Origin of the sequence: Streptomyces sp. CAU 1734, from assembly GCF_039888735.1 — a bacterium.
GTDB lineage: Bacteria > Actinomycetota > Actinomycetes > Streptomycetales > Streptomycetaceae > Streptomyces.
In genome coordinates this window covers 225235-240189 of the sequence record NZ_JBDQQP010000001.1, presented here as the reverse complement: position 1 = coordinate 240189, position 14955 = coordinate 225235, and the positions used below count along the sequence as shown (strand labels likewise).

General features: G+C 74.1%; 1 protein-coding gene. It reads left to right on the top strand.

Going from position 1 to position 14955, the window contains the following annotated elements; all coding sequences use genetic code 11:
- Positions 1 to 6 precede the first annotated feature (6 nt).
- Positions 7 to 14925, top strand: a complete 14919-nt coding sequence (locus AAFN69_RS00915) for an amino acid adenylation domain-containing protein (RefSeq protein ID WP_347726261.1) — start codon at positions 7 to 9, stop codon at positions 14923 to 14925.
- Positions 14926 to 14955: the final 30 nt, after the last annotated feature.

The window sequence follows — 14955 nt, the reverse complement described above, 5'->3', positions numbered from 1 at the left end:
TACTCGATGACCCGTTCCCAGGTCGAGGACGTCTGGCCGCTGTCGCCGCTCCAGGAGGGCCTGCTCTTCCACGCGGCCTTCGACAGCGACGGGCCGGACGTCTACCAAGGGCAGCGGCTCCTGGACCTGGACGGCCCGGTCGACGCCGGACGGCTGCGGGCGTCGTGGGAGGCGCTGGTCGCCCGGCACCCGGTGCTGCGGGCGGGCTTCCGGCGCCGCAAGTCGGGCGAGGCCGTACAGGTCATCGCCCGTACCGCGGAACTTCCGTGGCGGGTGGAGGATCTCTCCGGACTGGACGAGGAGACGGCGGCGGCCCGGCTCGCGGAGCTGACCGCCGAGGACCGGGCACGGCGGATCGACCTGGTCAGCCCGCCCCTGCTCCGTCTGCTCCTGGTACGGCTGGCCGAGGACCGGCACCGGCTGGTCGTCACCAGCCACCACCTGATCATGGACGGCTGGTCGATGCCGGTCCTCCTCCACGAGCTGACCGAGGTCTACGCGGCGGGCGGCGACGCCGCGCGGCTTCCCCGGCCCAGCTCCTACCGCGACTACCTCGCCTGGATGAGCCGGCAGGACAAGGACGCCGCCCGCGAGGCATGGCGGTCCGAACTGAGCGGCACCCAGGAGCCGACGCTGGTCGTCCCCGCCGACCCGGGGCGTACGCCGGTCCTGCCCGAGAGCCTGATCGCCGACATCCCCGAGAAGCTGACGGGCGAGCTGGTCGGCCTGGCCCGGCAGCACGGCCTCACCGTCAACACGCTGATCCAGGGTGCCTGGGCCATGGTCCTGGCCCGGCTGGCCGGCCGTACGGACGTCGTCTTCGGCGCGACCGTCGCCGGCCGTCCCGCCGGGCTCGCGGGCGTCGAGTCGATGATCGGCATGTTCATCAACACCCTGCCCGTGCGCGTTGAACTCGATGGCGGACAGCCTGTGGTGGAGGCCCTGAAGGAGCTCCAGAAGCGCCAGTCCGCGCTCATCGCCCACCAGCACCTCGGCCTCGCCGAGATCCAGCGGCTCGGTGGCGCCGGCGCGGTCTTCGACACTCTTGTCGTCTTCGAGAACTACCCCCGCCCGCCGGAGGAGCCGGCCGCCCCCGACGCCTTCACCCTGCGCTTCGCCGCCGGCCAGGAGACGGCCCACTACCCGCTGACCCTGGTCGCCGTGCCCAAGGACCGGATGCTGTTCAAGCTCGACTACCGCCCCGACCTCTTCGACCGCTCGACCGCCGAGGCGATCTTCGGCCGCCTCGTGCGGGTGCTGGAACAGCTCGCGGCCGACCCGAGGCGGCCGGTGGGCCGTGTGGACGCGATACCGGAGGCCGAGCGGACCCGGGTCGTCGACCACTGGAACGCGACCGGGGCCGGAACACCGGGCGAATCCGTCCTGGAGCTCTTCGCCCGCCGGGCCGCGCGGACACCGGACGCCGTCGCGGTCTCGGACGGTGAGCGGGAGCTGACCTACGCCGAACTGGACACCGCGTCGGACCGGTTGGCCCGGCGGCTGGCCGGCCGAGGGGTGCGCGGGGGCGATCGGGTCGCGGTGGTCCTGGAGCGCTCGGCGGAGCTGCTGATCACCCTGCTCGCGGTGGGGAAGGCCGGGGCGGCGTACGTCCCGGTGGACACCGCGTACCCGCAGGAACGCGTCTCGTTCCTGCTCAAGGACTGCGAACCGGTGGTCGTGGTCTGCTCGGCGCGGACCCGCGCCGTCATACCCGACGGTGTGCCGGTCGGACTGGTCCGTGTCGATGATCCGTCGCTGCCGGACGGCGAGGGCGGACGGCTGTCCTTTGCGGTGTCCGGGGATGACGTGGCGTATGTGATGTACACGTCGGGCTCGACGGGCACCCCGAAGGGTGTCGCGGTGCCGCATGGGAGTGTGGCGGCTCTGGTGGGGGATGCCGGGTGGGGTGTGGGGCCGGGGGACGCGGTGTTGTTCCACGCGCCGCACGCTTTCGACATCTCGCTTTTCGAGGTGTGGGTTCCGCTGGCGTCCGGGGCTCGGGTGGTGGTGGCGGGTGAGGGCGCGGTGGATGTGGCGGGGGTGCGCGGCCATGTGGCTGCCGGGGTGACGCATGTGCACATCACGGCGGGGCTGTTCCGGGTGCTGGCGGAGGAGGCACCGGATTGCTTCGCGGGTGCGCGTGAGGTTCTGACCGGTGGTGATGTGGTTCCGGTGGGTGCGGTGGAGCGGGTCCGCGCGGCCTGCCCCGAGGTACGCGTACGGCATCTGTACGGGCCGACGGAAGCATCCCTGTGCGCGACCTGGCATGTACTGGAGCCCGGCGACGGCCTCACGGGCGCGCTGCCGGTCGGACGTCCTCTGGCGAACCGTCAGGTGTATGTACTGGACGCGTTTCTTCAGCCGGTGCCGCCCGGTGTGGTGGGGGAGTTGTACGTCGCCGGCGCCGGTCTGGCCCGTGGCTATCCGGGACGGACGGGGCTGACGGCCGGGCGGTTCGTCGCCTCGCCGTTCGCGGACGGCGGGCGGATGTACCGGACCGGAGATCTGGCGCGCTGGACGGACGAGGGTGAGCTGCTCTTCGCCGGGCGGGCGGACGACCAGGTGAAGATCCGGGGCTTCCGGGTCGAGCTGGGTGAGGTGGAGGCCGTACTCGCCGCGCGGCCCGGTGTCCGGCAGGCTGTTGTCGTCACGCGTGAGGACCGTCCAGGTGATCGGCGGCTGATCGGCTATGTCGTCGCCGAGGAACAGGGACTCGATCCCGAGCGAGTCCGGACAGACCTCGCGGAGCTGCTGCCGGAGTACATGGTCCCGGCCGTCCTGATTGTCCTGGACGCGCTGCCGCTGACCGCCAACGGGAAAGTGGACCACCGGGCCCTGCCGGCCCCGGATCTCGCGGGCCGGGTGAGCGGGCGTGAGCCCCGTACGCCCGCCGAGAAGCTGATGTGCGAGCTCTTCGCCGACGTCCTCGGCCTGGAACGCGTCGGTGCCGATGACGACTTCTTCCACCTCGGCGGGGACTCGATCACCTCGATGCAGGTCGTCGCCCGGACCGGACGGGCCGGTCTGACCCTCACACCGCGCCAGGTCTTCGATCTGCGGACCCCCGAAAGGCTCGCGCGCGCCGCCCGGCCCGCCGGGACCGAGCCCGTGGCCACGACCGATGGCGCGGTCGGCGAGCTGCCCTGGCCTCCTGTCGCGCAGGCCCTGGGACGCGCCGCCGCCCGCCCCGGATTCGCCCAGTGGACGGTCGTGGCGGCACCGCCGGCGCTGACCGAGGAAGTGCTGGTCACCGCCCTCGGAACCCTGTTGGACACGCATGACGTACTGCGCGCCGGGGTCGCGGCCGACGCGCCGGCTCTCGTGGTCGCGGAGCGTGGCGCCGTGGACCCCGCGCGACTGGTGACGCGGGTCCGCCCCCTGGCCGGTGAGGATGTGGATGCGGCTGTTGAGCGGGCTGCTCGGGATGTGGCGGGTGGGCTGGATCCGGTGGGTGGGGTGATGGTGCGGTTGGTGTGGGTGGATGCGGGTGCGGATCGGGTGGGGCGGTTGGTGCTGGTTGTTCATCATCTGGTGGTGGACGGGGTGTCGTGGCGGATTCTGCTGCCGGATCTGCGGGCGGCGTGTGAGGCGGCTGCCGGGGGGCGTCCCGCTGAGCGGGGTGTGGTGGGGGCGTCGTTCCGGGGGTGGGCGCGGCTGCTGGAGTCGGAGGCGCGGAGTGATGCGCGGGTCGCGGAGCTGGATGGCTGGCGGGCGGTGCTGGGTGATGGGGACGCGCTGATCGGCCGGCGGGCACTCGACCCGACCCGCGACACCGCCGCCACCCTCCGGCACCGCACCTGGACCCTGTCCGGCACACCGGCCCACGACCTCATCGGCCGGGTCGCCACGGCCTTCCACTGCGGTGTCCACGAGGTGCTGCTCGCCACGCTGGCGTGTGCCGTCACCCGCCTGCGGTCCGGGGCGGACGCGGCGGTTCTCATCGACGTCGAGGGCCACGGCCGTGAACCGCTCGCCGGGGTGGATCTGTCCCGTACGGTCGGCTGGTTCACCAGTGTCCATCCGGTGCGGATCGATCTGGCGGGCGTTGATGTGGCGGACGCGCTGGCCGGGGGTCCGGCGGCGGGGGCGCTGCTGAAGGCGGTGAAGGAGCAGGCGCGGGCGGTGCCCGGGGACGGGCTCGGCCACGGACTGCTGCGTCACCTCAACGCCGACACGGCACCCGTACTGGCACAACTCCCCATACCGCAGGTGGGCTTCAACTACCTCGGCCGCTTCCCGGCACCATCGCCCGAACCAGCGCCCTGGCAGCCCGCCGGCCCCTCCGCACTCGGCGGCTCCATCGACCCGGAAACCCCGCTGCTGCACACGATCGAGGCCGCCGCCGTGGTCCGGGACACCTCCCAGGGCCCGACGCTGACCCTCACACTGAACTGGGCCGAGAACATCCTGGACGCCACCGCCGCCGAATTCCTCGGCACATCGTGGCTCACCCTTCTCACCGGCCTGGCCGAGCACCTCGCCGACCCGGCGGCCGGCGGCCACACCCCGTCCGACTTCCCCCTCCTCGCCCTCACCCAGGCCGATGTGTCGGAGCTGGAGACCACGGTCCCCGGCCTCACCGACGTCTGGCCGCTCTCACCGCTCCAGGAAGGTCTCCTCTTCCACACGGCCTACGAGGGCCGGGGCCCCGACGTCTACGAGACCCAGCGGGTGCTCGACCTGACCGGCCCGCTGGACGCCGACCGGCTGCACCGGTCCTGGAACGCCCTCGTCCTCCGGCACGACATGCTGCGGGTGAGCTTCCACGAACTGGCCGACGGCCGCAGTGTCCAGGCCGTCACCCGCGCCGCCGAACCCCACTGGCGCCAGGTCGACCTCTCCGGGCACACGGAGACCGACGCGCTCGCGGAGGCCGAGAAGCTGGCGGAACGGGAGCGCGCGGAACGCTTCGACCTGGTCCGGGCCCCGCTGCTGCGGCTGCTCCTCGTCCGGCTCGGCGAGCACCGCCACCGCCTCGTGATGACCTCCCACCACATCCTGCTGGACGGCTGGTCCACCCCGATCGTCCTCGGCGAGGCTTCCCGGATCTACGCGGCGGACGGCGATGTCTCCGGTCTCGGTCCCGCGCCCTCCTTCCGGGACCATCTGGCGTGGCTGTCACGCCAGGACAGGGATGCGGCCCGTGCGGCCTGGCGGGCCGAGCTGGCGGGCGCCGACGAGCCCACACTGAGCGTCCCCGCCGCCGGCCGGGGAGCGGCGGCCACGGAGGGCGACTCGGTGCTGCTCTCCGAGGAGCTCACCCGCGCGCTGACCACCGTGGCCCGTGACCACGGACTGACCGTGAACACCATCGCCCAGGGCGCCTGGGCGATGGTGCTGAGCCGGCTGGCACGGCGTACGGATGTTGTCTTCGGCATCTCCGTCGCGGGCCGTCCGCCGGAGCTGGCGGGCGTGGAGTCGATGGTCGGGATGTTCCTCAACACGCTGCCGGTACGGGTGCGGCTCGACGGCGACGAGAGCGTGCTGGACATGCTGACGCGGCTTCAGGACCGGCAGTCGGCCCTCTTCGCCCATCAGCACGTCGGTCTCGCGGAGATCCAGTCGCTCTGCGGTGCGGGCGCCCTGTTCGACACCATGCTGATGTTCGAGAACTACCCCGGCGACCCGTCCGGCCTCACCGCCGGGGACGACGAGATCACCATCGACCGCGTCCACACCCGCGCCAGCACCAGCTATCCGCTCGCGGTCGGCGTGATGCCCGGCGACCGGATGCGGGTGCATGTCACCTACCGGCCCGATCTCCTCGACCGTGACGAGGCCCTGCACGTGGCCCGGCAGTTCGAACGGGTGCTGGAGCAGGTGGTCGCCGATCCGTCGGTGGCGGTGGGCCGGGTTGGTCTGGTGGGTCCGCTGGAGCGGGGTCTGGTGGTGGAGGGCTGGAATGCCACCGCTGGTGAGGTGCCGGCTGTTTCGTCGGTTCTGGAGTTGTTCCGGGGGTGGGTGGCGCGGTCGCCGGGTGCGGTGGCGGTGGTGGACGGCGAGCGGGTGGTGTCGTACGGGGAGTTGGACGGTGCGTCGGATCGGGTGGCCGGGTGGCTGCGTGGTCGTGGTGTGGGGCGGGGTGATCGGGTCGCGGTCCGGTTGGAGCGGTCGGCGGATCTGATCGCGGCGCTGCTGGGGGTGTGGAAGGCGGGGGCGGCCTACGTTCCGGTGGATGGGGCCTATCCGGCGGAACGGGTCGCGTTTGTCCTGGAGGACTCGGCGCCGGCGGTGACGATTGATGATCTGTCCCTCCTGGACGGTGCGGGCGGGCCGCCGGTGGTGGAGACATCGGGCGAGGACGTGGCGTATGTGATGTACACGTCGGGCTCGACGGGCATCCCGAAGGGTGTCGCGGTGCCGCATGGGAGTGTGGCGGCTCTGGTGGGGGATGCCGGGTGGGGTGTGGGGCCGGGGGACGCGGTGCTGTTCCACGCGCCGCACGCTTTCGACATCTCGCTCTTCGAGGTGTGGGTTCCGCTGGCCTCTGGCGCGCGTGTGGTGGTGGCGGGTGAGGGCGCGGTGGATGTGGCGGGCGTACGGGAGTACGTCTCGGCCGGGGTGACTCATGTGCACATCACCGCCGGGCTGTTCCGGGTCATGGCGGAAGAGGCACCAGACTGCTTTGCGGGGGCCCGTGAAGTCCTCACCGGTGGTGATGTGGTTCCGCTGGGTGCGGTGGAGCGGGTGCGGTCGGCCTGCCCGGAGGTACGCGTACGGCATCTGTACGGGCCGACGGAAGCATCCCTGTGCGCCACCTGGCATGTACTGGAGCCCGGCGACGAGCTCACCGGAGTCCTCCCTGTCGGGCACCCTCTGGCGAACCGTCAGGTGTATGTGCTCGACGGCTTCCTCCAGCCGGTGCCGTCCGGTGTGGTCGGTGAGTTGTACGTCGCCGGCGCCGGGCTGGCGCGCGGCTACCTCGGCCGGTCCGGGCTGACGGCCGGGCGGTTCGTCGCCTCGCCGTTCGCGGACGGACAGCGGATGTACCGCACCGGAGATCTGGCCCGCTGGACGGATGACGGCGAATTGCTCTTCGCCGGGCGGGCGGACTCTCAGGTGAAGATCCGGGGTTTCCGGGTCGAGCCGGGTGAGGTGGAGGCCGTGCTCGCCGCGCGGCCCGGTGTCCGGCAGGCCGTCGTCGTTACGCGTGAGGACGGCCCCGGCGAGCGGCGGCTGATCGGCTATGTCGTCGCCGAGGAACAGGGACTCGACCCCGAGCGGGTCCGTACACACCTCGCCGAGCTGCTGCCGGAGTACATGGTCCCGGCCGCCCTGATCGTCCTGGACACGCTGCCGCTCACCGTCAACGGCAAGGTCGACCACCGGGCCCTGCCCGCCCCGGACCTCACCGCCCGGGTGACCGGACGTGAGCCCCGTACGCCCGCCGAGAAGCTGATGTGCGAGCTCTTCGCCGACGTCCTCGGCCTGGAACGCGTCGGCGTGGAGGACAGCTTCTTCGAGCTGGGCGGCGACTCCATCATGTCCATGCAGCTCGCCGCACGCGGCAACCGCAAGGGCATCGTCTTCAGCGCCCAGCATGTCTTCGAACACGAGACCCCCGCCGCCATCGCCACCGTCGCGAAGCTCGCGGCCGACTCCGCCGTGGCCGAGCCCCCCGAGGCCGACTCCGCCGGTGAGGTGCCCTGGACGCCGGTCATGCTGGCCCTGCGCGACCGGGCCCCGCGTGCCCTGGAGACCGGGGGTCTCGCACAGACGGCGGTAGTCGCCGCCCCGCCCGCCCTCGGCGCGGAGACCCTGGCCGCCGGGCTGGGCAGTCTGCTCGACACCCACGACATGCTGCGCGCCCGCGTCGAACCGGGCGCGGAGCCGAAACTGTTCACGGCCGGGCGCGGCACCGTCGACGCCTCCGGTCTGGTCACCGTGATCAGCGCCGGCGACGCCGAGGGCCTGGACGCGCTCGCCGAGCGGGCCGCCCGCGAGGCGATCGGCCGGCTCGACCCCACCGCCGGCGTCATCGCACAGGCCGTGTGGATCGACGCGGGTTGGGAGACCGGCCGGCTGGTGCTGGCCGTGCACCACCTCGCCGTGGACGCCGTGTCCTGGCCGGTGCTCCTCACCGATCTGCGGGCCGCGTGCGAGGCCGTGGCCGCCGGGCGGGAACCGGAGCCGGCGCCCGCCGGGGTCTCCTTCCGGCGCTGGGCCGAGAGGCTTGCCGCCGAGGCCCGTACGGAGACCCGGATCGCCGAACTGCCCGCCTGGACCGCACTGCTCGGCGCGGCCGACGCACCGATCGGCGGCCGGCCGCTGGACCCCGCCCGGGACACCGTGTCGACCGTGCGCCGCGCCACCTGGACTCTGTCGCCCGCGCAGGCCCGGGAGCTGGTCAACCGCGCCCCGGGCGCCTTCCACTGCGGTGTGCACGAGGTGCTGCTCGCCACCCTCGCCGGAGGCGTCGCCCACTGGCGAGAGGGGGCCGGGGGCAGCGGCACCGACGTGCTCCTCGATGTCGAGGGGCACGGCCGCGAGGCGCTCGACGGCCTGGATCTGTCCCGTACGGCCGGCTGGTTCACCAGCGTCAGACCCCTGCGGCTGGACGCGGCGGGGGTGGACCTCGCGCAGGCACTCGCCGGCGGGCCGGCGGCGGGCGCGCTGCTGAAGGCCGTGAAGGAACAGGTGCGTTCCCTGCCCGGCGACGGAAGGGGCTTCGAGCTGCTGCGGCATCTCAACCCGGAGACCGCGCCGGTCCTCGCCGAACTCCCCGTACCGCAGATCGGTTTCAACTACCTCGGCCGGTCCCCCGTCCCCGCGGGGACGGACATCGAGCCGTGGCGGGCCGTGGGCGGCATCGGCGGATCCGCCGACCCGGCCACACCGGTCCGGCATGTCGTCGAGGCGGGCGCCGCCGTACGGGACACACCGGACGGCCCGGAACTCACCCTCAGCCTCAGCTGGGCCGGCGAGGTGCTGGACACCGCCGGCGCCGAGGCGCTCGGGCAGGCCTGGCTGGCGATGCTCGGCGGCCTCGCCGCCCATGTCACCGACCCCGCCGCCGGGGGCCACACCCCCTCCGACTTCCCGCTGCTCGACCTCACCCGGGAGGAGGTGGACGAGATCGAGGCGGCGGTGCCGTCGCTCGCCGACGTATGGCCGCTCTCGCCGCTCCAGGAAGGGCTCCTCTTCCACGCCGCGTACGACGAGCAGGGCCCCGACGTCTACGAAGGACAGCGCTGGCTGGAGCTGACCGGGCCGCTCGACCCGGCACGGCTGCGCGCCGCCTGGCAGGCGGTGGTGACCCGGCATGCCACCCTGCGGGCCGGATTCCGGCACCTGGATTCCGGGCGGTTCGTCCAGACCGTCGTCCGCGAGGCCGAGATCCCGTGGCGCGCGGAGGACGTCTCCGGCCTGCCGGAGGCGGAGGCACTGACGGCGTTCGAGCGGCTGGCCGCCGAGGACCAGGAGCACCGTTTCGACATCACCGGGGCACCGCTGCTGCGGGTGCTGCTGGTGCGGATCGCCGACGGGCGGCACCGGCTGGCGTTCACCAGCCACCACATCGCCTCCGACGGCTGGTCGCTGCCGGTGATGGTGAGCGAGGTCGCGCGGCTGTACGAAGCGGGCGGCGACCCCCGCGCCCTGCCGCCCGCCACCTCCTACCGCGCCTATCTGGAGTGGCTGTCGCGGCAGGACAAGGAGGCCGCGCGCGCCGCCTGGCGGGCCGAGCTGGGGCCCGTGGACGGGCCGACACTCGTGGTCCCGGCGGACCGGGTCGCCGCGCCCGCCGAGCCGCGGCGCATCACCTATGAACTGGACGAGGAGCTGGGCCGGAAGCTGGTCGCCCTCGGCCGGGGCCGCAGCCTGACCCTCAACACCCTGCTCCAGGGCGTGTGGGCGGTTCTGCTGGCCCGTCTCACCGGCCGCACCGATGTGGTGTTCGGCACCACGGTGGCCGGGCGCCCCACCGAACTGCCGGGCGTCGAGTCGATGATCGGCCTCTTCATCAACACCCTGCCGGTGCGGGTCGCCCTCGACGGCGCGCGGCCGATGCTGGAACTGCTCACGGATCTCCAGGAGCGGCAGGTGGCGCTCATGTCCCACCAGCACCTGGGGCTCACCGAGATCCAGCGGCTGGCCGGGCCCGCCGCCACCTTCGACACTCTTGTCGTCTACGAGAACTACCCGCGCCCGCCGCTCGGTTCCGGCGCCCCCGGCGCGCTCTCCATCCGGCCCGCCGGCACACCGGAGGACGCGGGCCACTACCCGCTCACCCTGGTCGCGGTCCTGGAGAACGAGCGGGTGCGCGGAGACCTCGTCTACCGGCCCGACGCCTTCGCGCACCGCGATGTGGAGGAGCTGCTCGCCGCCCTGGTGCGGCTGCTGGAACAGCTGGTCGCCGATCCGTCCGTCCCGGTCGGACGGCTGGAGGCCACCGGCCCCGCCGAACGCGCCCTCGTACTGGAGGAGTGGAACGGCACCGGCACCGGGGTCCGGCCCCGCGCCTCCCTCCCGGAGCTCTTCACGGCCCAGGCCGCCCGCACACCGGGGGCGACGGCCGTCGTCGGCGGCGACCGCGAGCTGACCTACACCGGGCTGGAGCGCGAGTCCGGGCGGCTGGCCCGCCGGCTGCGCGCACTCGGTGTGGCCGCCGAGACCCGGGTGGCACTGCTGGTGCCGCGCTCGGTGGACATGGTCGTGGCACTGCTCGCGGTCACGCGGGCCGGCGGCACCTTCGTGCCCGTCGACCCCGCCCACCCGGCCGAGCGGATCGCGTATCTGCTCGGCGACGCGGCGCCGCCGGTGGTGCTGTGCACCTCCGCGACCCGGGCCGGTGTGCCCGCCGGACACCCGGGCCGGATCGTCGTCCTCGACGAGCTCGATGACCTCGATGACGACACCGGCGAGGCCCTCCCGGACCGGACACCGGTGGATCCGGAGCAGGCCGCGTACATCATCTACACCTCCGGCTCCACCGGCACCCCGAAGGGAGTCGTGGTCCCGCACGCCGGTCTCGGCAATCTGGCCGCCGCGCAGATCGACCGCTTCGCCGTGGCACCGGACGCGCGTGTTCTGCAACTGGCCTCGCTCGGCTTCGACGCGGCGGTCTCCGAACTCCTGATGGCGCTGCTCTCCGGCGCCGCCGTGATCACCGCCCCCGCCGAGACCCTGCCGCCGCAGGTGTCGCTGGCCGACGCGCTGCGCCAGTGGGACATCACCCATGTCACCGTGCCGCCGAGCGCGCTGGCCACCGCCGACGAACTCCCCGGCGGCCTGCGGACCCTCGTCGTCGCCGGTGAGGCATGCCCGCCCGCGCTGGCCGACCGGTGGGCCGGCGACCGCCGGATGATCAACGCGTACGGACCGACCGAGACCACCGTGTGCGCGTCGATGAGCCCGCCGCTGGTCCCGGGAGCGGACACCGTCCCGATCGGCCGGCCCATCGCCAACGGGCGGACCTATGTCCTGGACGCCTTTCTGCGGCCCCTGCCGCCCGGTGTCACCGGCGAGTTGTATGTGGCGGGCGCCGGGCTGGCGCGCGGCTATCTGGGCCGGGCCGGGCTGACGGCGGGGCGGTTCGTCGCCTCGCCGTTCGCGGCCGGCGAGCGCATGTACCGCACCGGTGACCTGGCCCGCTGGACCCCGGACGGGCTGCTGGTCTTCGCCGGCCGGGCGGACGAGCAGGTCAAGGTGCGCGGCCACCGCATCGAGCCCGGCGAGATCGAGGCGGTGCTCACCGGGCACCCCGGTGTGGCGCAGGCGGCGGTGATCGCCCGCGAGGACACCCCCGGCGAGCGGCGGCTGATCGGCTACATCGTGCCCGACGCCGAGGACCGGGGCCGGGACGAGCGGATCGCCCGCGACCAGGTCGGCGAGTGGCGGGTGCTGTACGACACCGTCCACGCCGAGCCCACCGGGGCCGAGTTCGGCGAGAACTTCGCCGGCTGGAACAGCAGTTACGACGGAGAGCCCATTCCGCTCGCCGAGATGCGCGAGTGGCGGGAACGCACCGTGGCCCGGATCCGGGAGCTGCGGCCCCGCCGGGTGCTGGAGATCGGCGTGGGCACCGGACTGCTGCTGTCCCGCCTGGCCGGGGAGTGCGAGGAGTACTGGGGCACGGACTTCTCCGCGCCGGTCGTCGAGGAACTGCGCCGCCAGGTCGGGCGGGACCCGGAACTGGCCGCGAAGGTGCGGCTGCGGACCCAGGCGGCGGACGAGACCGACGGGCTGCCCGAGGGACACTTCGACACCGTCGTCCTCAACTCCGTGATCCAGTACTTCCCCGACGCGGACTATCTGCGACGGGTGCTCGACTGGGCGCTGCGGCTGGTCGTGCCCGGCGGCGCCGTGTTCGTCGGCGATGTGCGCAACCACCGGCTGCTGCGGCCGTTCGCGACCGCCGTGGAGACCGCGCGCGCCGGCGAACGGGATGTGGCCGGCCTGCGCCGGGCCGTGGAGCAGAACCTCACCATCGAGAAGGAACTCCTGGTCGACCCGGAGTTCTTCGCCGGGCTCGGCGGCGGACTGCCCGGCGCGGCCGGTGCCGACATCCGTCTCAAGCGGGCCCGGCACGACAATGAACTGAGCCGGCACCGCTATGACGTCGTCCTGCGCGCGGCCGGCACGGAGACCCTGACCGCGGCCGGCGCGCCCCGGCTGCCCTGGCCGGAGGCCGGCGGCCTCGCCGGGCTGGAGCAGCGGCTCCGTGCCGAGGGGCCCGGCCTGCTGCGGCTGACGGGTGTGCCCAACCCCCGTGTCGCGCACGAGGTGGCCCTGGCCCGCGCCCTCGACGAGGGCGCCCCGCTCCCTTCCGGGCGGGCCGCTTCCGGCGAGAGCCCGTCCGGCCCCGACGCCGAGGCGCTGTACGAGCTCGGCGACCGGCTCGGCCACTGGGTCGGCGTCACCTGGTCGGCGACCGCCCCGGACGAGGTGGACGCGGTGTTCGTACGCTCCGCGCTCACCGGGTCCGCGGCCGTGGTGGACGTCTACACACCCGCCCCCGTACCGCCGGCGGCCCTCACCAACGACCCCGCCGCCGGCCGCGGCACCGGCGCCCTGCTGACCGAGGTCCGCGAATACGCGGAGCTGCGGCTGCCCGCCCATATGATCCCGACCGCCCTGGTGCCGATGGACCGGCTGCCGCTCACCCCCCACGGCAAAGTGGACCGGCGCGCGCTGCCCGCCCCCGACTTCGCCGGACGCGCGGGCGGACGCGACCCCGACACCCCCGCCGAGACCCTGCTGTGCCGCCTCTTCGCGGAGGTGCTGGGGCTGGAGCGAGTGGGCGCCGACGACAGCTTCTTCGCGCTCGGCGGCGACTCGATCACCTCGATGCAACTCGCCTCGCGGTGCCGCCGCGAGGGGATCGTGCTCACCCCCCGGCAGGTGTTCACCGAGAAGACACCCGAGCGGCTGGCCCTGCTCGCCGACGCCGCCGCGGCCGAGGAGACGGCGGTCGGCGAGGTGCCGTGGACACCGGCGATGCGGGCCGTGCCCGACGACGGGACGGCGCCCGCGCGGTGGACGGTCCTCGCCGTCCCCGCCGGTCTCGACCGGACGGCCCTGGAACGCGCGCTGCGGGCCGTGCTCGACACCCATGCGATGCTGCGCTGCCGGATCGGCGCCGCCGCCGACGACGGCGCCGAGCTGGTCGCCGGCGGCCCCGGAACGCCGGACGCGGCCGGACTGATCGACCGAGCCGGCGCCGGCGAGCGGTTCGACGACGCCGTGGCCCGCGCGGCGGCCCGGATCGACCCGGCGGCGGGCGAGGTGTTCCGGCTGGTCTGGGCGGACGCGGGCGGCGACAGCCGGCTGGCGCTCGTCGCGCACGAACTGGTCGTGGACGAGGAGTCGTGGCGGATCCTCGCCTCCGACCTGCGGACGGCGTACGAGGCGGCGGCGGCCGGGCGGGAACCCGCGCCGGCCCGGGAGAGCACCTCGTACCGGCACTGGGCGCGGCTGCTCGCCGGGCGGTCGACGGCCCCGGAGCGGGTCGCGGAACTGGACGCCTGGACGGCGGAGGTCCCGGAGCCCGTGACTGGACCGGACGGCCGGCCGTCGGAGCTCCCGGAGCGGGTCGCGGTCCCGGACGGCGGGCGGTCGCCGGTCCCGGAGCCCGTCGTGGTCCCGGACGGCCGGCCCGCGCCGGCTCCGGAGGGCTCCCCGGCGGCGCCCGGCGGGCGGCTGCCCGCCCCCGGTGCCGGGACCCGCGCCACCTGGTCCCTGACCCCGGAGATCACGGCCGTGCTCACCGGCCGCACCCCGCGGACCTTCCACTGCACCCCGGCCGAGGTGGTGCTCGCCGCCCTGGTGGGCGCCGCGGTCGAGAACGGCCCGGCCGGCGGCGCGCTGCTGGATCTGGAGATCTCCGGCCGGGAGCCGGTCGGCGGTGCCGATCCGTCCCGTACGGTCGGCCGCTTCGCCCACCACATCCCCGTGCGCATCGAGCTCGGCGGACTCGACACCGGCCGGGCACGGGCCGGCGGCGCGGCGGCCGGGGAGCTGCTGAAGACGGTCAAGGAGCAGGCCCGGGCGGTACCGGGCGACGGTCTCGGGTACGGGCTGCTGCGCCATCTCAACCCCGCCACCGCGCCCCGGCTCGCCGCCCTCGCCCCGCCCGCGCTGGCCTTTGCCCACCGGGGCGACGCGCCGGACACCTCCGGGCCGTGGAGCCCCCTCGCCCCCTCCGCCGGCACCCGGGCCCCGGCCCACGCGGTCACCGCCGCCGCCGTGCTGCGGAACACCCCGGACGGCCCCGTACTGACCCTCGAACTCCGCGGCCGGGCCGGCGCCATCGGCCGGGTCGCGCTCGAAAGGCTCGGCCGGGCCTGGCACGAGCTGCTCGGCGGAATCGCCGCCCACACCGGCGACCCCGCCGCCGGTGGCCACACCCCCTCCGACTTCTCCCTGCTGGAACTCGCCCAGAGCCAGATCGAGGAGCTGGAGGCGGGACTCGCCGACGACAAGTGACAGCACCCGACCGCAAGCCATTGTGAGGAG

Excerpts from the sequence above, each read along its gene's own strand:
- AAFN69_RS00915 (WP_347726261.1), top strand. The coding sequence starts at position 7 with ATGACCCGTTCCCAGGTCGAGGACGTCTGGCCGCTGTCGCCGCTCCAG.